Genomic DNA, 20,044 nt, shown 5'->3' on the forward strand with positions numbered 1-20,044 from the left:
GTATGTCCTTCCGCCTGAGCTACCGGGCCGACCCGGGTAACCCCTGGTTCTCCTGGCAGTACGTGCGGGACAACTCTGACACGATCCTCGCCGCGGTGCGCGAACACGCCTCCCTCACCGGGCGAGCGGTGTTGATCGCGGTGTTGATCGCCCTGCCGTTGTCCGTGTTGGCGTACTGGGTCCGTCCGCTCGCCGGTCCGATCCTCGCTGTCAGCGGGGTGGTCTACACCATCCCGTCGTTGGCGCTCTTCGCGTTCATCGCCCCCTACCTGGGCACCGGTGCGACCACGGTGCTGGTCGGGCTGGTCCTCTACGCGCTGCTGCTGATCGTGCGCAACGTGGTGGCCGGTCTCAACCAGGTGCCCCCGGAGGTTCGCGAGGCCGCCGAGGGCATGGGTTACGGCCGCTGGAGGAGGCTGTTCCGGATCGACCTCCCGCTGGCGTTGCCGGGCATCGTGACCGGCGTACGGCTGGCGACCGTCTCGACGGTGGCGTTGGTCACAGTCGGGGTGCTGGTCGGGCACGGCGGCCTCGGGCAGCTCATCTTCGCGGGCTTCCAGAACAACCTCTACAAGGCCGAGATCATGACGGCCGCGCTGCTCTGCGTGGCGCTCGCGGTCGTGCTCGACCTGTTGCTCATCCTGGTCGCCCGACTGGTGACCCCCTGGTCCACCCGGAGGGCACGGTGACCGTCGCGGAGAACCCGATCGGGCAGGCCGTCACCTGGATCAACGACCCACTGAACTGGACCAACCCCGGCGGCATGCTGGACCGGCTCGGCGAGCACCTGACGATCTCCGCCCTGGCCGTGGCGCTCGGCTGCCTGGTGGCCTGGCCGCTCGGGCTCTGGTTGGGGCACCTCGGGCGAGGTGGCGGCCTCGTGGTGCTGATCTCCAACGCCACCCTGGCCATCCCCACCCTGGCGCTGCTGACCATCCTCCCGGTGGTCTTCGCCAGCGGCTTCGGGAAGACACCGGTCGTGGTGGCGCTCGCCGTCTTCGCCGTGCCCCCGCTGCTGGCCAACGCGTACACCGGGGTGCGGCAGGTGGACCCGGAGGCCCGCGACGCGGCCCGGGGAATGGGCCTGTCCAGCACGCAGCTGTTGCGCCGGGTGGAGTTGCCGCTCGCGGTGCCCTATCTGGCGGCCGGCTTCCGCACCGCGGCGGTCCAGGTGATCGCGACCGCCGCGCTGGCCTCCTTCGTCAACGGCGGCGGCCTGGGCCAGATCATCCGGACCGGCTTCGGCATCGGAATCGCGGCCGGCGGCGGGCAGATCGTCGCCGGTGGTGTGCTGGTGGCCGGGCTCGCGCTGCTGGCCGAGGTGGTCCTCGGCGGCGTCGAACGGCTTGTCACCCCCAAGCCGCTGCGGCGTGGGCGGCAGCGCCTCGGGCGGCCCCGGGCCGCCGACGCGACCGGGAGCGCCTGACCCGTCCGGGTGAGCCCGCGTCGAGCTGGCGACCCGCAGCCGTCAAATCGGTGACGATGGGGTGACGAAGTCCATCCCAAGTTGTCGGTCGGTTCCGGAGCATGTTGGGTGGACATTCGCGGGCGGCCGACAGTCAGGATCGCCCGTCGGACACGCGGCCGGCCCGGGACGGGCCGCGCCGGGACACGGAAGGCGGGCTCATGCGCGCACGTACACGCCTGGCGATCGGGGCGGTCAGCGCCGTCGCCGGGGCAGCACTGCTCACCGGCTGCGGTGACGCCGGCTCGTCCGGCACCGACGCACCCCAGACGAGCGCCTCCGGCGCCGGGTGCGCCCCGGTCGCCGGCCAGCAGCTCATCGCTCTGCAGGACGACAAGAAGCTCCAGAACTCCGACAACGTCATCCCGGCGGTCAACAGCAAGGCGGCCAACCCGCAGCTGATCGCCGCACTGGACAAGGTCTCCGCAGCACTCGACACCCCGAAGCTGATCCAGCTCAACAAGGCCGTCAACGAGGACCGCAAGACCCCCAAGGTGGCGGCCGAGGAGTTCGCCAGCGCGAACAACCTCACCGCGGGCATCGCCAAGGGCCCGGGTGGCGACATCACTGTGGGCGCCGGCAACTTCGCCGAGAGTCAGATTCTGGGTGAGCTGTACCGGATCGCGCTCAACGCCGCCGGCTACCAGGTCAAGGTGCAGCAGATCGGCAACCGGGAGCTCTACGCGCCGGCTCTGGAGAAGGGCGAGATCCAGGTCGTCCCGGAGTACGCGGCGACGATGGCCGAGTTCCTCAACACCAAGGCCAACGGCCAGAACGCCCAGCCGATCTCCTCGCCGGACATCAACACGACGGTGACCGCGCTGAAGACCGAGGGCGACAAGGCCGGCCTCACCTTCGGCACCCCGGCCGCCGCACAGGACCAGAATGCCTTCGCGGTGACCCAGGCCTTCGCCGACAAGTACGGCGTGCGGACCCTCTCCGAGTTGGCGGCGAAGTGCTCCGGCAGCGCGACAGTGCTGGGTGGCCCGCCGGAGTGCGAGCAGCGTCCGTTCTGCAAGCCGGGCCTGGAGAAGACCTACGGGCTGTCGGTCGGCAAGTTCTCCTCCCTGGACCAGGGCGGGCCGCTGACCAAGAGCGGGCTCCGCGACGGTTCGATCAGCGTGGGTCTGATCTTCTCGTCGGATGGCGCCTTCGCCACCAGCTGAGCCCTTTTCGCACGTGCTGAGGACGCCCCCGCCCCGACCGGGCGGGGGCGTCCGCGCGTCCGGGGACCCCGTTCCCTCCGCTGGATATCGTGGGTAGGCTGCACATCCATGCCAGCCCCGGCCACCTCTGACGCCCGGCGTCAACCAACGCTGCTGACCATGCTCTTCTGGGCGGGCGTCGCTCTCGCGCCGGTGGCGGCGCTGATCCTGCTGGTGGCCGACGGCAATGGCCCGTTGCGTTTCGCTGCGGTGCTCGCCATCCTCGCGGTGGTGCTGATCGGCCTCTCCATCGCCTTGCGGCCCGACAACGAGGGCGCCTCGGCGCGGACCGACGAGTTGCTGGACGAGATCGAGGAGCTGCGTCGGGAGTTGCGCGGCGAGATCGTGGCCGCCGCCCAGCGTGGTAACCAGGCACTCGACCAGGCGCAACGGGCCCATGAGGGGATCGCTGCGGTGCGCCGCCGTCTCGACGCCAGTGGTGCCGCCCCCGCCGGTGCCGCCCCCGCCGTCGAGCCCGCGGGCGTCGCACGGGCCCGGGTGGCTGCCGTCGAGCCGCCGGTGGACGACACGCCGGTGGCCCGTAACCGGGCCGACGCGCCGGCCGGCCGCGCCCGGGTTTCCGGCCCCGACGACGCGCCCCGGTGGGGGCGCCCCGGGCACCCGGACGACGACGAGCCGGCGTACGCCCGGGAGGCCCCCGAGCAGCCCGCCGCCGGCATGTACGGCGGGGAACGACCGGCCGCCACCGCGTACGGCTCAGCTCGCCCCCGGGAGCACGACCGCCCCGAGGCGGCACACCGGCCGGGTGGAGTGGTCCGGCACACCGAGACCGTGCACGTCACCACCCGACACACTGTGGTGGACGGCGGCCCGGCCGAGCCGGCCGGGCGCTACGGCGGCGGGTACGCCGGTCAGTGGACCCCACCCGCTCAGGAGTGGACCCGGGGCCGCGACGCCGATCAGCCCTCACGCCCTGCCGGCCGGGCGAGGAGCGAGCCGGAGCAGCACCCCCGAGCCGGGTACGGCGACGAGGCGGGCTGGACGGGCCGCCGCGACGAACCGGAGTGGACGGATCGGCGCGACGCGTACGCCCATTCCGACGAGCCAGCCCCGCCGGCCCGGTCACACCGCAGCCCGGAGAGGCCGGCGGCGGAATCCTGGGACAGCCCGGACGATCGGGGCTGGTCGGAGCAGCGCGACCGGGCGGGCGCCCCGGCGCCGCAGGCCGGGCCGCCGTTGCGGGCCGACGACACCGGCGAGTACTGGTCTCAGCTGCGGGCCGGTGACCGGTGGGCTGCCGTCCGCGACGACGAGAACGGTCGGGAGCTGCGCGTCGGCGAACGTCGGGCCGAGGTGCACGCCGACGCCACCGGCACCGAATACCGGGTGGCCGACCGCTGGGCCGCCGTCCGTCACGAGGAGCCGCGCCGTCACGAGGACGCCGGCCGCTACGAGGACGCCGGCCGCTACGAGGACGCCGGCCGCTACGAGGACGCCGGCCGCTACGAGGACGCCGGCCGCTACGAAGACGCCGGCCGGTATGAGGAACCGCGCCGCCACGACGGTGGTCGGCGGGCCGAGCCGGAAAGGCCCGCGCTGCCGGTGGGCGGTGTGCCGATGCCGGACGAGTGGCGCCCACCGCGCCAACGCGGCCACCAGGGGGAACCCGCGCCCGAACGGACCGGCCGGCGGCGGGTCGACGAGCGTTACGGCTACCCACCGCAGGACGACGTGCCGCGTGCCGGGGGCGCGCCACCAACCGACCGCTGGCGGTGACCGGTCAGGCGGCTCCGGTCACTTGTCGATGTCGCCGACCACGAAGAACATCGAGCCGAGGATCGCGATCAGGTCGGGGACCAGGCAGCCGGGGAGCAGGGTGGCCAACGCCTGCACGTTCGCGTACGAGGCGGTGCGCAGCTTCAACCGCCACGGCGTCTTCTCACCCCGCGACACCAGGTAGTAGCCGTTGATGCCGAGCGGGTTCTCCGTCCAGGCGTACGTGTGCCCCTCCGGCGCCTTGAGCACCTTCGGCAGCCGGGTGTTGATCGGCCCGGTCAGCCGGTCCACCCGGTCGAGGCACTGCTCGGCGAGGTCCAGTGACGCGTACACCTGGTCGAGCAGTACCTCGAAGCGGGCGTGGCAGTCCCCGGCGGTCTTGGTGACCACCGGCACGTCCAGCTCGTCGTAGGCCAGGTAGGGGTCGTCGCGGCGCAGGTCCAGGTCCAGCCCGGACGCGCGGGCCACCGGCCCGGACGCGCCGAACGCGGCGGCGTCCGCGGCGGACAGCACGCCCACGCCGACGGTGCGGGCCAGGAAGATCTCGTTACGCCGGATCAGGTGGTCCAGGTCGGGCAACCGGCGGCGTACCTCGCCGATCGCCGCGCGGGCCCGCCCGGTCCACCCGTACGGGACCTCTTCCTTGAGGCCACCCACCCGGTTGAACATGTAGTGGATCCGGCCACCGGAGACCTCCTCCATCACCGCCTGGATGGTCTCGCGTTCCCGGAAGGCGTAGAAGATCGGCGTGATCGCCCCGATCTCCAACGGGTACGAGCCGAGGAACATCAGGTGGTTCAGCACCCGGTTCAGCTCCGCCAGGGCCATCCGCAGCCAGGTGGCCCGCTCCGGCACCTCCATGCCCATCAGGCGTTCCACAGCGAGCACCACGCCCAGCTCGTTGGAGAACGCCGAGAGCCAGTCGTGCCGGTTGGCCAGCACGATGATCTGCCGGTAGTCACGCACCTCGAAGAGCTTCTCCGCGCCCCGGTGCATGTAACCGACGATCGGTTCACAGGCGACCACCCGCTCGCCGTCGAGCACCAGCTTCAACCGCAGCACACCGTGGGTGGAGGGGTGCTGCGGACCGATGTTCAGCACCATGTCGGTGCCGAGTTGCTGATCACCGGTGCCGGGGATCAGCCCGGCCCCGGTGCCGACGGTCAGTTCACGGAGGTCCCCGGCGTCGGTGGTCATGCCCGTCATCGTGCCACGGCCGACCCGAGCGGGATGCCGACCGGCTGGCGCAACCACCAGTGCCCACCGAGCCCGGCCGGGTCGGTCAGCTCGGCCACCGTCGACGCGGCGGCCAGCGCCCGCACGTAGCCGACCGGGTCGGTGCCGGCCAGGCTGAGCGGTGGTCGCCCGCCGTCGGCCCCGAGCGCCAGCAGCGCCTCCCGCTGCAGGGCCAGGGAGTACGCGCACCGGGCGACCGCCGCACCAGCGGAGGCGACCGAGTCCATGGCCACGTGCGCTGTGACGTCACTCGACCCGTCAGGCACCGGAGGCACCTGCCGCCCACCCCGGTACCCGGTCAACGTCCCGTCGACCGGCCTCTCGTCGCGTAGGTGCCCGTAGTCAACGGCAACCGCCAGCCCTCGGCTGATCTGTCGCACCGCGTTGGCCCAGGCTTCGTCCCGTGGTCTGCCGATCTCTGCGCGGTGGTCGCTGTGGGGGGTTTCGGGGCAGCTCGGCCGGCTCCGGGCGGTCAGGCTTGATCCCTGCGCCGGCCGGGCTGCCCCGAAACCCAACTCGCTGTCGCTTGTCGCGCCCGTCCAGGTCACCCCCGGATTCGGGGCGCCGTCCGTACTCGGCGAGGTCGCGGAGCTGGGCCACCAGGTGGTCAACCAGTCGAGATCAGCCGGGCTGACCAGCTCACCAATCGATTCGGCACCACTCTCCGGGTCGACCAGCACGTATCGCCAGCCATCTTCGGAATGCACTGCCACGTCGAGGGGGACGTTGTCCAGCCACTCGGTGGCGAGCAGCACCCCCGTGATCCCGGCGGGGATCTCAGACACCCAGTTGATTTCTTCGGGCAGGTTTTCGGGGCGGTTCGCGTACTCGACGGCTGTGAAGCGGACGCGTTCGGCGAGCGACGGAGGGACGGCGGCCAACGACGGCCCGCCGGGTGCCGGACGGGCGGAGGCCATGGAGGTCAGGGTTTCCGGGGAGCCCGACCACGCAGGGATCAAGCCTGACCGCCCGGAGTGGGCGGGCTCCCCGGAAACCCCCACCGCGAGCCCGGTGGGACTGTGAGCGAGCCCGGTGGGACTGTGAGCGAGCCCGGTGGGATCGTGAGCAAGCCCGGCGAGCGCCCGTAGCAGCTCGCCCCGACCCGCCCCCACGTCGACCACGTCGAGCCGCGCCGGGTGCCCGAGGGCCGCGTCGACCTGGGTGAGCAGGCGCAGCAGCGCGGTGGCGAAGGCCGGGGAGGCATGCACGCTGGTGCGGAAGTGATCGGCCGGGCCGGTGCCGGCGACGAAGAAGCCGCCCGGCCCGTAGAGGGCTCGGCTCATCGCGTCTCGCCAGGCGATCGACATCAGTTCACTCCGAATGCAGCGGGCGCGGCGCACGGTGATCAGGTGATGAAAAGTAGGTCAGAATAGCTCCGGTTACCTACTTTTCAGCACTTGATCATGGGTGCAGGGGGAACGCGCTGGTCTGGGGCGGTCGGGGACGGTGGCGAAGGGCACTTGCGGGGGTGGTGAAGGTTTTCACACATGCTTGTCCGGGTTCGGTGGGCCGGGCGCATACTTGCGATCGACCGGTACCCCTTCTCGAGGACTGGATCATCGACATGAGCGCACCGATGCGCCCGCGTTCGGCCGCCCCGCAGGGGCCCGCCGTTCTCGGTGCCTCCGCCACTCCCCCCACTTCCCGTCTGCTCACCGTCGGTGTCATTGGCGCCGGTCGGGTCGGCGCCGTGCTGGGCGCCGCGCTCGCCGCCGCCGGTCACCGGGTGGTCGCCGTCTCCGGCAGTTCCGGAGCCAGTCGCGCCCGCCTCGCCCTGCTGTTGCCCGAGGTGCCCCGTCGCCCGGTCACCGCCGTGGCCCACGCCGCCGCCGACCTGCTGCTGATCGCGGTGCCGGACGACAGGCTGGCCGGTGTGGTGACCGACCTCGCGGAGCGGGGCGCGCTGCACCCGGGCCAGATCGTCGCGCACACCTCGGGGGCTCACGGCCTGGCCGTGCTCGGGCCGGCCGTCGCGGCCGGCGCCCGGCCACTCGCCCTGCACCCCGCGATGACCTTCACCGGTACGCCGGACGACCTGACCCGGCTGGACGGCATCTCGTACGGGGTGACCGCCCCGGCGGAGCTGCGCCCGCTGGCTGCCCGACTGGTCACCGACCTCGGTGGCGTGCCCGAGTGGGTGGCCGAGTCGGACCGGCCGCTCTACCACGCCGCGCTGGCGCACGGCGCGAACCACCTGGTGACCCTTGTCAACGAGGCGGCCGACCGGTTGCGGGACGCCGGGGTGTCCCGGCCGGAGAAGGTGCTGGCCCCGCTGCTGCGGGCCGCCCTGGAGAACGCGCTGCGGCTCGGTGACGACGCGTTGACCGGTCCGGTCTCCCGTGGCGACGCGGGCACCGTGCAGCGGCACCTGGCCCGGTTGGCGGCCACCGCACCGGAATCCGTCCCCGCGTACCTGGCGTTGGCCCGTCGTACCGCCGACCGGGCTATCGCCGCCGGCCGGTTGCGGCCGGTGGACGCGCAGTCGCTGCTCGGCGTGCTGGCCGACAGCGGTCGGGAGGTGGCCGCGTGAGCGCGAGGAGTGAGCCGATCCTGCGAGCCCCGCAGTCGCGAACCGAGGTGTCGCTGTGACCCGGGTGGCGCACACGCGCGCCGAGTTGGCCGACGCCCGGGCCGGGCTGAAGGGCACTGTCGGGGTGGTGATGACCATGGGTGCGCTGCACTCCGGCCACGAGACGTTGCTGCGCGCGGCCCGGGAACAGGCTGACCACGTGCTGGTTACGGTCTTCGTGAACCCGTTGCAGTTCGGGCCGAACGAGGACTTCGACCGTTACCCGCGCACCCTTGAGGCCGATCTGGAGGTGTGCCGGCGGGCGGGCGCGGATCTGGTCTTCGCCCCGTCGGTGGCGGACATGTACCCGGACGGTCAGCCCCGCGTACGCCTCGATCCGGGCCAGCTCGGCGGCGAGCTGGAGGGGGCGAGCCGCCCCGGCTTCTTTCACGGGGTACTCACGGTGGTGCTGAAGCTGCTCCAGCTCACCCGGCCGGACCTGGCGTTCTTCGGCGAGAAGGACTACCAGCAGCTCACTCTGGTCCGGCGGATGGCCCGCGACCTGGACGTGCCGGTCGAGGTGGTCGGCGTACCGACCGTTCGGGAGCCGGATGGGTTGGCCCTTTCCAGCCGCAACCGTTACCTGAGTGAGCCGGAGCGGGCCGCCGCGCTGAGTCTGTCCGCCGCGCTTCGGGCCGGCGCGCAGGCCGCCGACGACGGCCTGGACGCGGCTGCGGTGCTGACCGCCGCGCACGCCGCGTTCGGCGCCGGTACGCCCGGTGCCCGCCTCGACTACCTGGTGCTCACCGATCCCGAGTTGGAACCGGGGCCGGTGGCTGGGCCGGCTCGGCTGGTGATCGCCGCCTGGGTCGGCGCCACCCGGTTGATCGACAACGCGGCGATCCATCTCGCCCCGCGCCCCTGACCCGGCCGTACCACCCGCCACCGAATACCCGCGAAAGGCCACTCCGATGTTGCGGACCATGCTCAAGTCGAAGATCCACCGAGCCACGGTGACCCAGGCCGACCTGCACTACGTCGGTTCGGTGACCGTGGACGAGGATCTGCTCGACGCCGCCGACCTGCTCCCCGGCGAGCAGGTGGCGATCGTAGACATCACCAACGGCGCCCGGCTGGAGACGTACGTGATCCCGGGTGAGCGGGGCAGCGGCGTGATCGGCATCAACGGCGCCGCCGCGCACCTGGTGCACCCCGGCGACCTGGTGATCCTGATCTCGTACGGGCAGATGGACGACGCCGAGGCCCGGATGTACCGGCCACGGGTCGTGCACGTCGACGCCGACAACCGGGTGATCGAGTTGGGTACCGATCCGGCTGCGGCGGCGCCTGGCACGGCCGGTGCCCCGGTGCCCAGCCCGTTGGCCGTGTCCGGAGTCTGATCCCCCGTACCGTGATTCCGGTCTGTTACCGGAAGGTCATTTCCGGTTACCCTGGGCACGCTGGCGGAAGCCGGTCGGTGGCTGGGGGAGGCCGCGATGAGCCGTGCCATGACGACCCTGTTCGCCGCTGCCGTGACGGCAGTGCTGCTGGTGGGCTGCGCCGGGTCCGGCGGCCTGGACGGTGATCTGACCGACGACTGGGCGGCGTTGCCGGTGCCGTCGGCGTTCACTCCGGCCGCCGGTGTGTGTCACACCGCCGACTTCACCGATCTGGTCAGCCTGGCCAGTTATGAGCCGGTGGACTGCGCCGGGCCGCACCGTTTGGAGACGGTGCACGTCGGGGCTTTCCCGGCCGAGCGGGCGGCCGCTCCGGCGGGTGGTTCGGCCGAGCTGCGGGGTGCGTTCGCCGAGTGTGACACCCGGGCGACCCGCTACGTGGGTGACGAATGGCGGTCCGGCCGGCTGCGGCTGTCAGTGGCGCTGCCCAACGGGCCGGGGTGGGCGGCGGGTTCCCGGTGGTTCCGCTGCGACCTCACCGAGCTGACCACCGTCGAGGCGGCGGCGACCGTGGTGGTCCGGTCGGGCAGTCTGCGGGACGCGTTGAAGGGGCCCACCGGGCTGCGCCTCGGTTGTCAGCAGACCCGCGGTGGGGCCGGCCGGGGTGTGCAGACGCTGACCCCGGTGGAGTGCGGTAAACAGCACGACGCCGAGTTCGTCGGGGTGTGGCGCGCACCGGACCTGGCGTACCCGACCCGGGACGCCGACTGGCTGCCGCTCTACACGGGTTGTCGTAGTGTCCTGGCCCGGTACGCGGGCGTACCTGACGACGCCACGTTGCGCTTCCGCAGCGGTGTGGTGGTCCGTCCGCCGGGGGTGGGGCGTTGGAAGGTCGGTGATCGGGGCGTCCGCTGCTATCTGTGGCTCAGCGACCGTACGGTGACCGCCTCGCTGAAGGGCGCGGGCCCGGCTGGTCTGCCGGTCCGGACGAAGTGACCACGGCCTGACGGTCGGCGCGGCGCGGCGCGGGACGGACGGGGTCGCCCAAAACACTCGTCCCGCCCCCGCCGCCCCGGGCGAGGATGGTTCGGGTTGACTGGGGGGATGGACCTTCCGACCGTCGACCTGCCTGCCCTGCCCGCGCTGCTGGCCGCGCCCGCGCCCGGGTGGGTGGAGACCACCGACGTGATCGTGGTGGGTTCCGGCGTCGCCGGGTTGACCGCGGCGCTGCACCTGCGGGAGGCCGGCCTGCACGTCACGGTGGTCACCAAGGTCAACATTGACGACGGCTCGACCCGGTGGGCGCAGGGTGGCATCGCCGCCGTGCTCGACCCGGCCGACACCCCGGCGGCGCATGCCCGGGACACCGAGGTCGCCGGGGTCGGGCTGTGCGACCCGGCGGCGGTCCGGGTGCTGGTCGAGGAGGGCCCGACCCGCCTGCGTGAGTTGATCCGGATCGGCGCCGAGTTCGATCGGCACCCGGACGGCTCGCTGATGCTGACCCGCGAGGGCGGGCACCGGGCGGACCGGATCGTGCACGCCGGCGGCGACGCCACCGGCGCGGAGGTGCAGCGGGCCCTGCACGCCGCGGTGCAGCGCGACCCGTGGATCCGGCTGTTCGAGCACGCCCTCGTGCTGGATCTCCTGCGCGCGCCGGGCGACGGTCCGGACGGGCTCGGCCCGGCCTGCGGGATCACCCTGCACGTGCTGGGTGAGGGCAGCGAGGACGGCGTCGGCGCGCTGTTGGCCCGTGCCGTCGTGCTCGCCACCGGTGGCATGGGGCAGATCTTCTCGGCCACCACCAACCCGGCGGTCTCCACCGGGGACGGGGTGGCGCTGGCGCTGCGGGCCGGCGCGGCCGTGACCGACGTGGAGTTCGTCCAGTTCCACCCGACTGCCCTGATCACCCCGTCCGGCGCGGGGGTGCCCGGGGCGGGGCACGCGCAGCAGCCGCTGGTCTCGGAGGCGTTGCGCGGCGAGGGCGCGTACCTGGTGGACGCGGACGGCAAGAGGTTCATGGTGGGCCAGCACGAGTTGGCCGAGCTGGCACCCCGGGACGTGGTGGCCAAGGGCATCCACCGGGTGCTGCTGGCCACCGGCGCGGACCACGTCTTCCTCGACGCACGGCACCTGGGCGGCGATTTCCTGGCCGGTCGGTTCCCCACCATCGTGGCGTCCTGCCTGGCGATCGGCGTGGACCCGGCGACCGATCTGATCCCGGTGGCGCCGGCCGCCCACTACGCCTCCGGCGGGGTTCGGACCGACCTGCGCGGCCGTACCTCCATCCCGGGCCTGTACGCCTGCGGCGAGGTGGCCTGCACGGGTGTGCACGGCGCGAACCGGCTGGCCAGCAACTCGTTGCTGGAGGGTCTGGTCTTCTCCCGGCGGATCGCCGAGGACATCGCGGCCGGCCTGCCCGAGCAGGCCCAGCCGGCGGAGACCGGCGCGTGGCGTGGCGGGACGGGTTGGGTGCTGCCCGCGGAGGTGACGCCGACCCTGCAACGGGCGATGACCCGGGGGGCGGGGGTGCTCCGATCCGCGGCGACGTTGGCCGGGACGGCCGGCACGTTGACCGACCTGGGCGTGGCCCGGGGCCGGCCGCGTACCGCCGACTGGGAGGCGACGAACCTGCTCACCGTGGCGTCGACGCTGGTCGCCGCCGCGTACGCCCGTGGTGAGACCCGGGGCTGCCACTGGCGGGAGGACTTCCCGACGGCCGACGAACGGTGGCTGGGCCATCTGGTCGGTGCGGTCGGGGCGCAGGGCCGGGTGACGCAACAGTGGGAGGGAAACTCGTGATCGGGTCGACGGAGACGGCGTTGCGGGCGGCCGGGTTGGATCCGGCGCACGTACGGCAGGTGATCGAGGGCGCGCTGGTGGAGGATCTGGGCCCGGATTTCCTGGACGTCACAAGCGTGGCCACCATTCCGGCGGATCAGACCGACACCGCCGACCTGGTGGCTCGCGCGGACGGGGTGTTGGCCGGGATGGCGGTGGCCGCTGCCGTGTTCGAGCTGGTGGGCGAGGTGACTGGCTTCGGTCGTACCGTTGAGGTGTCGGTGCTGGCCCGCGACGGCGAGCGGGTGGCCCGCGGCGACGTGCTGGCGACGGTGACCGGCCCGACCCGGCTGCTGCTGACGGCCGAGCGGACGGCGCTCAACCTGCTCTGCCGGATGTCCGGGGTGGCCACCCACACCCGCGCCTGGGCGGACGCGCTGGCCGGCTCGAAGGCGATGGTGCTGGACACCCGCAAGACGACGCCGGGCCTGCGGGCGCTGGAGAAGTACGCGGTGCGGGCCGGCGGCGGCACCAACAAACGGATGGGCCTCTACGACGTGGCCATGATCAAGGACAACCACAAGCTGGCGGCCGGGGGCATCACCGCTGCCTTCCGGCGGGTCCGGGAGGCTTTCCCGGAGGTGCCGGTGCAGGTCGAGGTGACCACAGTCGACGAGGCGGTGGAGGCGGTGGAGGCCGGCGCGGACTTCCTGCTCTGCGACAACATGACGCCGGAGGTGCTGGCCGGGGCGGTGGCCGCGGTGGGTGACCGGGCGGAGTTGGAGGCGACCGGCGGGCTGACCCTGGAGGTGGCCGGCCGGTACGCGGCCACCGGCGTGGACTTCCTCTCGGTGGGCGCGCTGACGCACTCGTCGCCGATCCTGGACATCGCGCTGGACCTGCGCAGCGAGTAGTTGTCTAGGCTGCGTTCGTGCTGCTCTGCATCGACATCGGAAACACCAACACCGTGCTGGCGACCTTCGACGGCGACAAGCTGGTGCACTCCTGGCGGATCAAGACCGATGCCCGCTCGACGGCGGATGAGCTGGGCCTGATGTTCCGGGGTCTGCTCGCCGGGGACAACGTCGAGATCACCGGTGTGGCCGCCTGCTCGACCGTGCCGGCGGCGCTGCGGTCGTTGCGCACCATGCTCAGCCGTTACTACGCGGAGGTGCCGAGCGTCGTCGTCGAGCCGGGCGTGCGGACCGGCGTGCAGTTGGCGATCGACAACCCCAAGGAGGTGGGCTCCGACCGGGTGGTGAACACCCTGGCGGCGTACACCCTCTACGGCGGTCCGTCGATCGTTGTGGACTTCGGCACCACCACCAACTTCGACGTGATCAGCGAGCGTGGTGAGTTCCTCGGCGGCGCGTTCGCCCCGGGCATCGAGATCTCCTTCGACGCGCTGGCCGCCCGGGCCGCGCAACTGCGCAAGGTCGAGGCCACCAAGCCCCGCTCGGTGATCGGCAAGAACACCGTGGAGTGCCTCCAGGCCGGCCTGTACTTCGGCTTCGCCGGGCAGGTGGACCGGATCGTCGAGCGGATGACCGAGGAGTTGGGCGAGGTGCGGGCGGTGATCGCCACCGGCGGCCTCGCCTCTCTGGTGATCAACGAGTGTCGCAGCATCACTCACCACGAGCCGATGATCACCCTGATCGGTCTGCGGATGGTCTACGACCGCAACACCTGACCCCGGCCGCCGTCGGGCCGGCCTCCGTGCGGGCGTCAGCGCCGCCGGGCGCGCAGCACCAGCGTCCGGTACGGCAGTTCGATGGTGTCCCGCCCAGCCAGGGCGGGGTGCGTGTTCAGGAGGTCGGTCAGCTCCCGCTCGACCCGCCGCTGATCGTCGGTGGAGGCGGTGAGCCAGTACGAGCGGGTGCGGACCATGCCGAGCAGCTCGTCCGGGGTGAGCGTGGTGCGGTGCGTGAACTCGCGCTTCTCGACGGCGTCGAACGCGGGGCCGAAGTCGGGGCGCTCGCCGAAGACCCGGCTGGTCGACTTGTCCCCGAAGTGGGCGATGCGACCCAGCTCGGCCACCCAGTCGACGCTGCCGTCCCGGATGTTCCAGATGGGGGCGAAGGTGCCGCCGGGGCGGAGCACCCGGGCGATCTCGGCGTGCGCGGGCCCCCGGTCGAACCAGTGGTACGCCGTCCCCACCAGCACCGCGTCCGCCGTCGCGTCGGGCAGCGGCATGGCCTCGGCGCTGCCCGCCAGCGCCGTCGTGCCCGGGGTGCTGGCGGCGAGCTGCGCCCGCATCCCCGGATCGGGCTCGACCGGTACGACCTCGTGACCCATTGCCAGCACAGCGCGGGTCAGGATGCCGGTGCCCGCCGCGAGATCGACCACCCGGGCTTCGCTCAGCCCGTCGAGTGCCCAGCTGACCGCAGCCCCGGGATAGCGTGGCCGAAACCGGTCGTAATCACTCGCAGCGACACCGAACGACAGGGCGTGAGTGTGATCGACCATGACGGGCAGGTTATCCCGTAACGGCCTCAGGCACGCTTGAGTACGCTCGGCCCTGACCCCCTGTATCTCCGTGACGAGGAAGCGTGCCGTGACCGAGCAGAACCCCGTGCCAGTGGACCCCGCCGACGACCTTCCCGAGCAGATGAAGGTCCGCCGGGAGAAGCGGGACCGGATGCTCGCCGAGGGCGTCGAGCCGTACCCGGTCGGCTTCCCCCGCACGACGACCCTGGCGAAGGTCCGGGCGGCCTACGCCGACCTGCCCACCGACACCGCGACTGGCGACCAGGTCGCTGTCACCGGCCGGGTGATCTTCGTACGCAACACGGGCAAGCTGTGCTTCGCCACCCTCCGGGACGGCGACGGCACCGAGTTGCAGGCGATGCTCTCACTGGACCGGGTCGGGCCGGAGCGGCTGGAGGCGTGGAAGCGCCTCGTCGACCTCGGCGACCACGTCGGCGTCACCGGCGAGGTGATCACCAGCCGTCGGGGTGAGCTGTCGGTGTTGGCCCAGCAATGGGAAATGACCGCCAAGGCGTTGCGACCGTTGCCGGTTGCCCACAAGCCCCTCTCCGAGGAGGCACGCGTCCGGCAGCGTTATGTCGACCTGATTGTCCGGCCGCAGGCACGGGAGATGGTACGCACCCGGGCAGCCGCGGTGCGCAGTCTGCGCGATTCACTGCACGGGCAGGGCTTCATCGAGGTGGAAACGCCGATGTTGCAACTGCTGCATGGCGGCGCGACGGCCCGACCGTTCGTGACCCACAGCAATGCGTTGAACACCGATCTGTATCTGCGAATCGCTCCCGAACTGTTTCTCAAGCGCGCTGTGGTCGGCGGCGTCGACCGCGTCTTCGAGATCAACCGCAACTTCCGTAATGAGGGTGTCGACTCTTCGCACTCGCCGGAGTTCGCGATGCTGGAGACGTACCAGGCGTACGGGGACTACGACACGATCGGCGAGCTGACCCGTAATCTCGTGCAACAGGCGGCCATCGCGGTGAGCGGTTCGACGGTGGTGACCCACGCCGACGGGCGGGAGTTCGACCTGGGTGGTGAGTGGCGGTCGGTGACACTCTTCGGCGTGCTTTCCGAAGCGCTCGGCGAGGAGGTCACGGTCCGCACCGACCGGACCCGTCTGGTGGAGTACGCGGACAAGGTGGGATTGGCGGTCGACCCGAAGTGGGGGCCGGGCAAGCTGGCCGAGGAACTGTTCGAGGAACTGGTCGTTCCCAGCCTTGAGGCACCCACCTTCGTGCGGGACTACCCGGAGGAGACCAGCCCGCTCACCCGAGGCCACCGCAGCGAGCCGGGTCTGGCCGAGAAGTGGGACCTCTACGTGCTCGGTTTCGAGCTGGGCACCGGGTACTCCGAGCTGGTCGACCCGATCGTGCAGCGGGAGCGGCTGGTGGCCCAGGCGCAGCTCGCGGCTCGCGGCGACGACGAGGCGATGCGTCTCGACGAGGACTTTCTTCGGGCGATGGAGTACGGAATGCCGCCGGCCGGCGGTATGGGAATGGGAATCGACCGCCTCTTGATGGCCCTGACCGGCCTCGGAATTCGGGAAACGATCCTCTTCCCGTTGGTCCGCCAGGAGTAGTCCCGTCCGCTCGTACGCCGAGCCGTAACCGGAGCCTATTGACGCGACGAGCAGCGCGGGGGTTATTGTGCTCTCGTTAGCAGGAGCACCCTGCTCGAAAGGAATGTGGGACGTGGCCAAGCAGATCATTCACAAGCTGGTCGATGACCTGGACGGCGGGGACGCGGACGAGACCGTCAAGTTCGCCCTCGACGGCGTTCAGTACGAGATCGACCTGTCGAGCGCCAACGCCGCGAAATTGCGCGATGCATTTGCGTCGTACGTGGGTGCCGGCACCAAGGTCGGCCGCGGCGGTGTCGTGATCGGTGGGCGGGCTGCCCGCGGTCGGGGTGGCGCGACCGCCGATCGGGAACAGAACAAGGCGATCCGGGAGTGGGCCAAGAAGGCCGGCAAGGACATCTCGGACCGGGGTCGTATCCCGCAGGAGATCGTGGACGAGTTCCACGCGAAGCGCTGATCAGTCAGCAGCTTGGTGGCGAGCCGCCACCGCAGGCGACACCGACGCCGGGCCGGAGGAGTCCTCCGGGCCGGCGTCGCCGTATCCGGGCGGCGTCATCGTGCCCGTTCGGGGGCGGGAAGCATTCCGGGCCGACTGGCGTTGTCCACAACCAGTGGAACAGCTGTCCACAGCCTGTGGATAACCTTCCCCAAGGGTCGGCGCGGCGCTCGTCGCGACCGCCGGTCCGCCCTCCGGGGCCTCCCGGAGCGCTTCGGGACCCCGGATCGGGCTTCCGTCGAGTCAGTCGGATTTCGCTCTGCGCGTAGCGACAGGGCTACCGGAACACCTCCTGAGCGCGGACGGTTGTTCAAAACGACGTGGAACCGACCCAGAGCAGAGACACACGACCTCAGCGGAGTCGGTCAGCGACGATAGAGTAAGGAGGCACGGACGCCCGTCCTGGACGTTCGTGCACCGGCCCCGCCAAGATCTTGACCATCAAGGCGCACGGCACGTGAGGAGCACGAGGGCATGTTCGAGCGGTTCACCGACCGAGCGCGACGGGTTGTCGTCCTGGCCCAAGAAGAGGCCCGGATGCTCAACCACAACTACATCGGTACGGAACACATCCTGCTGGGCCTGATCCACGAAGGTGAAGGCGTCGCGGCAAAGGCCCTGGAGAGCCTCGGCATCTCCCTGGAGGGCGTCCGCCAGCAGGTCGAGGAGATCATCGGCCAGGGCCAGCAGGCGCCGAGCGGGCACATCCCGTTCACGCCGCGGGCCAAGAAGGTGCTTGAGCTGTCGCTGCGCGAGGCGCTGCAGCTCGGCCACAACTACATCGGCACCGAGCACATCCTGCTCGGGCTGATCCGTGAGGGCGAGGGCGTCGCCGCCCAGGTGCTGGTCAAGCTCGGCGCCGACCTCAACCGGGTCCGCCAGCAGGTGATCCAGCTGCTCTCCGGCTACCAGGGCAAGGAGCCTGCCGCGGCGGGCGCCGCGCCGGGTGAGGCCGCGCCGTCGACCAGCCTGGTGCTGGACCAGTTCGGCCGTAACCTGACCCAGGCCGCCCGCGAGGGCAAGCTCGACCCGGTCATCGGGCGCGAGAAGGAAATCGAGCGGGTCATGCAGGTGCTCTCCCGCCGTACCAAGAACAACCCGGTCCTGATCGGTGAGCCCGGCGTCGGTAAGACCGCCGTGGTGGAGGGCCTGTCCCAGAAGATCATCAAGGGCGAGGTGCCCGAGACCCTCAAGGACAAGCAGCTCTACACGCTCGACCTGGGCGCGCTCGTCGCCGGTTCCCGCTACCGCGGTGACTTCGAGGAGCGCCTCAAGAAGGTGCTCAAGGAGATCCGCACCCGCGGCGACATCATCCTGTTCATCGACGAGATCCACACCCTGGTGGGTGCGGGTGCCGCCGAGGGCGCGATCGACGCCGCGAGCATCCTCAAGCCGATGCTGGCCCGTGGTGAGCTGCAGACCATCGGTGCCACCACGCTCGACGAGTACCGCAAGCACCTGGAGAAGGACGCCGCTCTCGAGCGCCGCTTCCAGCCGATCCAGGTGGGTGAGCCGTCGCTGGCCCACACCATCGAGATCCTCAAGGGCCTGCGGGACCGCTACGAGGCTCACCACCGTGTCTCGATCACGGACGCCGCCCTCGTGGCTGCCGCGACTCTGGCCGACAGGTACATCTCCGACCGTTTCCTCCCGGACAAGGCGATCGACCTGATCGACGAGGCCGGTGCCCGGATGCGGATCCGTCGGATGACCGCGCCGCCAGACCTGCGTGACTTCGACGAGCGCATCGCCCAGGTGCGCCGCGACAAGGAGTCCGCGATCGACGCGCAGGACTTCGAGCGCGCCGCCCAGCTGCGCGACAAGGAGAAGCAGCTCCTCGGCCAGAAGGCTCAGCGGGAGAAGGAGTGGAAGGCCGGTGACCTGGACGTCGTCAGCGAGGTCGACGACGAGCAGATCGCCGAGGTTCTCGGCAACTGGACCGGCATCCCGGTCTACAAGCTGACCGAGGAGGAGACCTCGCGCCTGCTGCGCATGGAGGACGAGCTGCACAAGCGCGTCATCGGCCAGGAGGACGCGGTCAAGGCGGTCTCGAAGGCGATCCGGCGTACCCGGGCCGGCCTGAAGGACCCGAAGCGCCCGTCGGGCTCGTTCATCTTCGCCGGCCCGTCCGGTGTCGGTAAGACCGAGCTGTCCAAGGCGCTCGCCGAGTTCCTCTTCGGCAGCGAGGACGCCCTCATCCAGCTGGACATGTCCGAGTTCCACGACCGTTACACGGTCTCCCGGCTCGTGGGTGCCCCTCCCGGCTACGTCGGCTACGACGAGGGCGGGCAGCTGACCGAGAAGGTGCGGCGTCGGCCGTTCTCGGTGGTCCTCTTCGACGAGATCGAGAAGGCCCACCCGGACGTGTTCAACACGCTCCTGCAGATCCTCGAAGACGGTCGGCTCACCGACGGTCAGGGTCGGATCGTGGACTTCAAGAACACGGTCATCATCCTGACCACCAACCTGGGCACCCGTGACGTAGCCAAGGCGGTGTCGCTGGGCTTCCAGCAGTCGGAGGACTCCGAGTCCACCTACGACCGGATGAAGCAGAAGGTCAACGACGAGCTCAAGCAGCACTTCCGGCCTGAGTTCCTCAACCGGATCGACGACACCATCGTCTTCCACCAGCTGCGCCAGAGCGAGATCCTCTCGATCGTGGACATCATGATCCAACGGATCGAGGGCCAGCTGCGGAACAAGGACATGGGTCTGGAGCTGACCGACAACGCCAAGAAGTACCTGGCCGCGAAGGGCTTCGACCCGGTGCTCGGTGCCCGTCCGCTTCGTCGCACGATCCAGCGCGACATCGAGGACAACCTCTCCGAGCGGATCCTGTTCAACGAGCTGATCCCGGGTCAGATCATCGTGGTGGACTGCGAGGGCGACCCGGACGACATCGACAAGTCCAAGCTCGTTTTCCGGGGCTCGGAGAAGCCGATCGAAGTTCCGGACGCCGTCCCGGCCGACCTCGGTGGCACTGCCGCTGGCACCGCCGCCGCGGGCGTGGACGAGTAACACAACCGGCAAGGGGCGGGGCCCCGGTGGCGCAAGCCACCGGGGCCCCGCCTTTTCGCGCTCCCTCACCCCGCCCCGCCGCCGTCCCGCTCCCCGTGAAGGGCTCGGCTCCCAAGGTCGCGCAGCAACCTGGATGTAGT

General features: G+C 71.1%; 17 protein-coding genes. 14 read left to right on the top strand and 3 right to left on the bottom strand.

Annotation, left to right across the window (positions count from 1 at the left end):
- Positions 1-2: 2 nt before the first annotated feature.
- The 4 genes from ACGF3C_RS06150 to ACGF3C_RS06165 all read left to right on the top strand — a co-directional run bounded on the left by ACGF3C_RS06150 (position 3) and on the right by ACGF3C_RS06165 (position 4,407).
- Positions 3-689, top strand: coding sequence for an ABC transporter permease (locus ACGF3C_RS06150; RefSeq protein ID WP_091403225.1), 687 nt, complete (start codon positions 3-5; stop codon positions 687-689).
- The gene (locus ACGF3C_RS06155; protein WP_355005954.1) at positions 686-1,426 is read left to right on the top strand and encodes an ABC transporter permease; all 741 of its coding nucleotides are present in this window, start codon (positions 686-688) and stop codon (positions 1,424-1,426) included. The genes ACGF3C_RS06150 and ACGF3C_RS06155 overlap by 4 nt, the downstream gene beginning before the upstream one ends.
- Before the next feature lie 200 nt (positions 1,427-1,626).
- Complete coding sequence (locus ACGF3C_RS06160) at positions 1,627-2,631, top strand: glycine betaine ABC transporter substrate-binding protein (RefSeq protein WP_357222726.1); 1,005 nt, start codon at positions 1,627-1,629, stop codon at positions 2,629-2,631.
- Positions 2,632-2,739: 108 nt separating this feature from the next.
- Positions 2,740-4,407 carry a hypothetical protein gene (locus ACGF3C_RS06165; protein WP_393219337.1) on the top strand — a complete coding sequence of 556 codons (1,668 nt, stop codon included), beginning with the start codon at positions 2,740-2,742 and terminating at the stop codon, positions 4,405-4,407.
- An 18-nt stretch (positions 4,408-4,425) separates the two neighbouring features.
- On the opposite strand, the gene ACGF3C_RS06170 is transcribed toward ACGF3C_RS06165, so the two are convergent.
- A complete protein-coding gene (locus tag ACGF3C_RS06170) occupies positions 4,426-5,613 on the bottom strand; it encodes an NADH-quinone oxidoreductase subunit D (protein ID WP_355005951.1) in 1,188 nt (395 codons plus the stop codon).
- Entirely contained in the window at positions 5,610-6,560 is a 951-nt protein-coding gene (locus ACGF3C_RS06175; RefSeq protein WP_393220725.1) for an SAM-dependent methyltransferase, read from the bottom strand. Before ACGF3C_RS06175 ends, ACGF3C_RS06170 begins: the two co-directional genes overlap by 4 nt.
- A gap of 647 nt (positions 6,561-7,207) precedes the next feature.
- Here ACGF3C_RS06175 and ACGF3C_RS06180 point away from each other — a divergent pair.
- From ACGF3C_RS06180 to ACGF3C_RS06210, 7 genes are all read left to right on the top strand, one after another.
- On the top strand, positions 7,208-8,173 hold the full coding sequence (locus tag ACGF3C_RS06180; protein ID WP_393219340.1) for a Rossmann-like and DUF2520 domain-containing protein: 966 nt from the start codon (positions 7,208-7,210) through the stop codon (positions 8,171-8,173).
- A 55-nt stretch (positions 8,174-8,228) separates the two neighbouring features.
- Complete coding sequence (gene panC, locus ACGF3C_RS06185; protein WP_393219343.1) at positions 8,229-9,077, top strand: pantoate--beta-alanine ligase; 849 nt, start codon at positions 8,229-8,231, stop codon at positions 9,075-9,077.
- Positions 9,078-9,123: 46 nt separating this feature from the next.
- Positions 9,124-9,552 carry an aspartate 1-decarboxylase gene (gene panD / locus ACGF3C_RS06190; protein ID WP_357222720.1) on the top strand — a complete coding sequence of 143 codons (429 nt, stop codon included), beginning with the start codon at positions 9,124-9,126 and terminating at the stop codon, positions 9,550-9,552.
- 96 nt (positions 9,553-9,648) lie between these two features.
- Positions 9,649-10,545 (top strand): septum formation family protein, encoded by an 897-nt coding sequence (locus tag ACGF3C_RS06195; protein WP_357222718.1) that lies wholly within the window; start codon positions 9,649-9,651, stop codon positions 10,543-10,545.
- Positions 10,546-10,653: 108 nt separating this feature from the next.
- Positions 10,654-12,348 (top strand): L-aspartate oxidase, encoded by a 1,695-nt coding sequence (locus ACGF3C_RS06200; protein WP_357222716.1) that lies wholly within the window; start codon positions 10,654-10,656, stop codon positions 12,346-12,348.
- Positions 12,345-13,241 (top strand): carboxylating nicotinate-nucleotide diphosphorylase, encoded by an 897-nt coding sequence (gene nadC / locus ACGF3C_RS06205; RefSeq protein WP_393219348.1) that lies wholly within the window; start codon positions 12,345-12,347, stop codon positions 13,239-13,241. Before ACGF3C_RS06200 ends, nadC begins: the two co-directional genes overlap by 4 nt.
- 17 nt (positions 13,242-13,258) lie before the next feature.
- A complete protein-coding gene (locus ACGF3C_RS06210) occupies positions 13,259-14,017 on the top strand; it encodes a type III pantothenate kinase (RefSeq protein WP_355005943.1) in 759 nt (252 codons plus the stop codon).
- Positions 14,018-14,052: 35 nt separating this feature from the next.
- On the opposite strand, the gene ACGF3C_RS06215 is transcribed toward ACGF3C_RS06210, so the two are convergent.
- The gene (locus ACGF3C_RS06215) at positions 14,053-14,793 is read right to left on the bottom strand and encodes a class I SAM-dependent methyltransferase (protein ID WP_393219352.1); all 741 of its coding nucleotides are present in this window, start codon (positions 14,791-14,793) and stop codon (positions 14,053-14,055) included.
- Between the two features lie 88 nt (positions 14,794-14,881).
- Here ACGF3C_RS06215 and lysS point away from each other — a divergent pair, with 88 nt between their 5' ends.
- From lysS to ACGF3C_RS06230, 3 genes are all read left to right on the top strand, one after another.
- Complete coding sequence (gene lysS / locus ACGF3C_RS06220; RefSeq protein ID WP_393219355.1) at positions 14,882-16,390, top strand: lysine--tRNA ligase; 1,509 nt, start codon at positions 14,882-14,884, stop codon at positions 16,388-16,390.
- A gap of 112 nt (positions 16,391-16,502) precedes the next feature.
- Complete coding sequence (locus tag ACGF3C_RS06225; protein WP_036392792.1) at positions 16,503-16,847, top strand: Lsr2 family protein; 345 nt, start codon at positions 16,503-16,505, stop codon at positions 16,845-16,847.
- A gap of 513 nt (positions 16,848-17,360) precedes the next feature.
- A complete protein-coding gene (locus ACGF3C_RS06230; protein ID WP_355005940.1) occupies positions 17,361-19,904 on the top strand; it encodes an ATP-dependent Clp protease ATP-binding subunit in 2,544 nt (847 codons plus the stop codon).
- Positions 19,905-20,044: the final 140 nt, after the last annotated feature.

This window comes from Micromonospora sp. NPDC047762 (genome assembly GCF_043204655.1).
Lineage (GTDB): Bacteria > Actinomycetota > Actinomycetes > Mycobacteriales > Micromonosporaceae > Micromonospora.

Excerpts from the sequence above, each read along its gene's own strand:
- ACGF3C_RS06150 (WP_091403225.1), top strand. The coding sequence starts at position 3 with ATGTCCTTCCGCCTGAGCTACCGGGCCGACCCGGGTAACCCCTGGTTC.
- ACGF3C_RS06160 (WP_357222726.1), top strand. The coding sequence starts at position 1,627 with ATGCGCGCACGTACACGCCTGGCGATCGGGGCGGTCAGCGCCGTCGCC.
- ACGF3C_RS06165 (WP_393219337.1), top strand. The coding sequence starts at position 2,740 with ATGCCAGCCCCGGCCACCTCTGACGCCCGGCGTCAACCAACGCTGCTG.
- ACGF3C_RS06170 (WP_355005951.1), bottom strand. The coding sequence starts at position 5,613 with ATGACGGGCATGACCACCGACGCCGGGGACCTCCGTGAACTGACCGTC.
- ACGF3C_RS06175 (WP_393220725.1), bottom strand. The coding sequence starts at position 6,560 with ATGGCCTCCGCCCGTCCGGCACCCGGCGGGCCGTCGTTGGCCGCCGTC.
- ACGF3C_RS06180 (WP_393219340.1), top strand. The coding sequence starts at position 7,208 with ATGAGCGCACCGATGCGCCCGCGTTCGGCCGCCCCGCAGGGGCCCGCC.
- panD (WP_357222720.1), top strand. The coding sequence starts at position 9,124 with ATGTTGCGGACCATGCTCAAGTCGAAGATCCACCGAGCCACGGTGACC.
- ACGF3C_RS06195 (WP_357222718.1), top strand. The coding sequence starts at position 9,649 with ATGAGCCGTGCCATGACGACCCTGTTCGCCGCTGCCGTGACGGCAGTG.
- ACGF3C_RS06200 (WP_357222716.1), top strand. The coding sequence starts at position 10,654 with ATGGACCTTCCGACCGTCGACCTGCCTGCCCTGCCCGCGCTGCTGGCC.
- ACGF3C_RS06215 (WP_393219352.1), bottom strand. The coding sequence starts at position 14,793 with ATGGTCGATCACACTCACGCCCTGTCGTTCGGTGTCGCTGCGAGTGAT.
- ACGF3C_RS06230 (WP_355005940.1), top strand. The coding sequence starts at position 17,361 with ATGTTCGAGCGGTTCACCGACCGAGCGCGACGGGTTGTCGTCCTGGCC.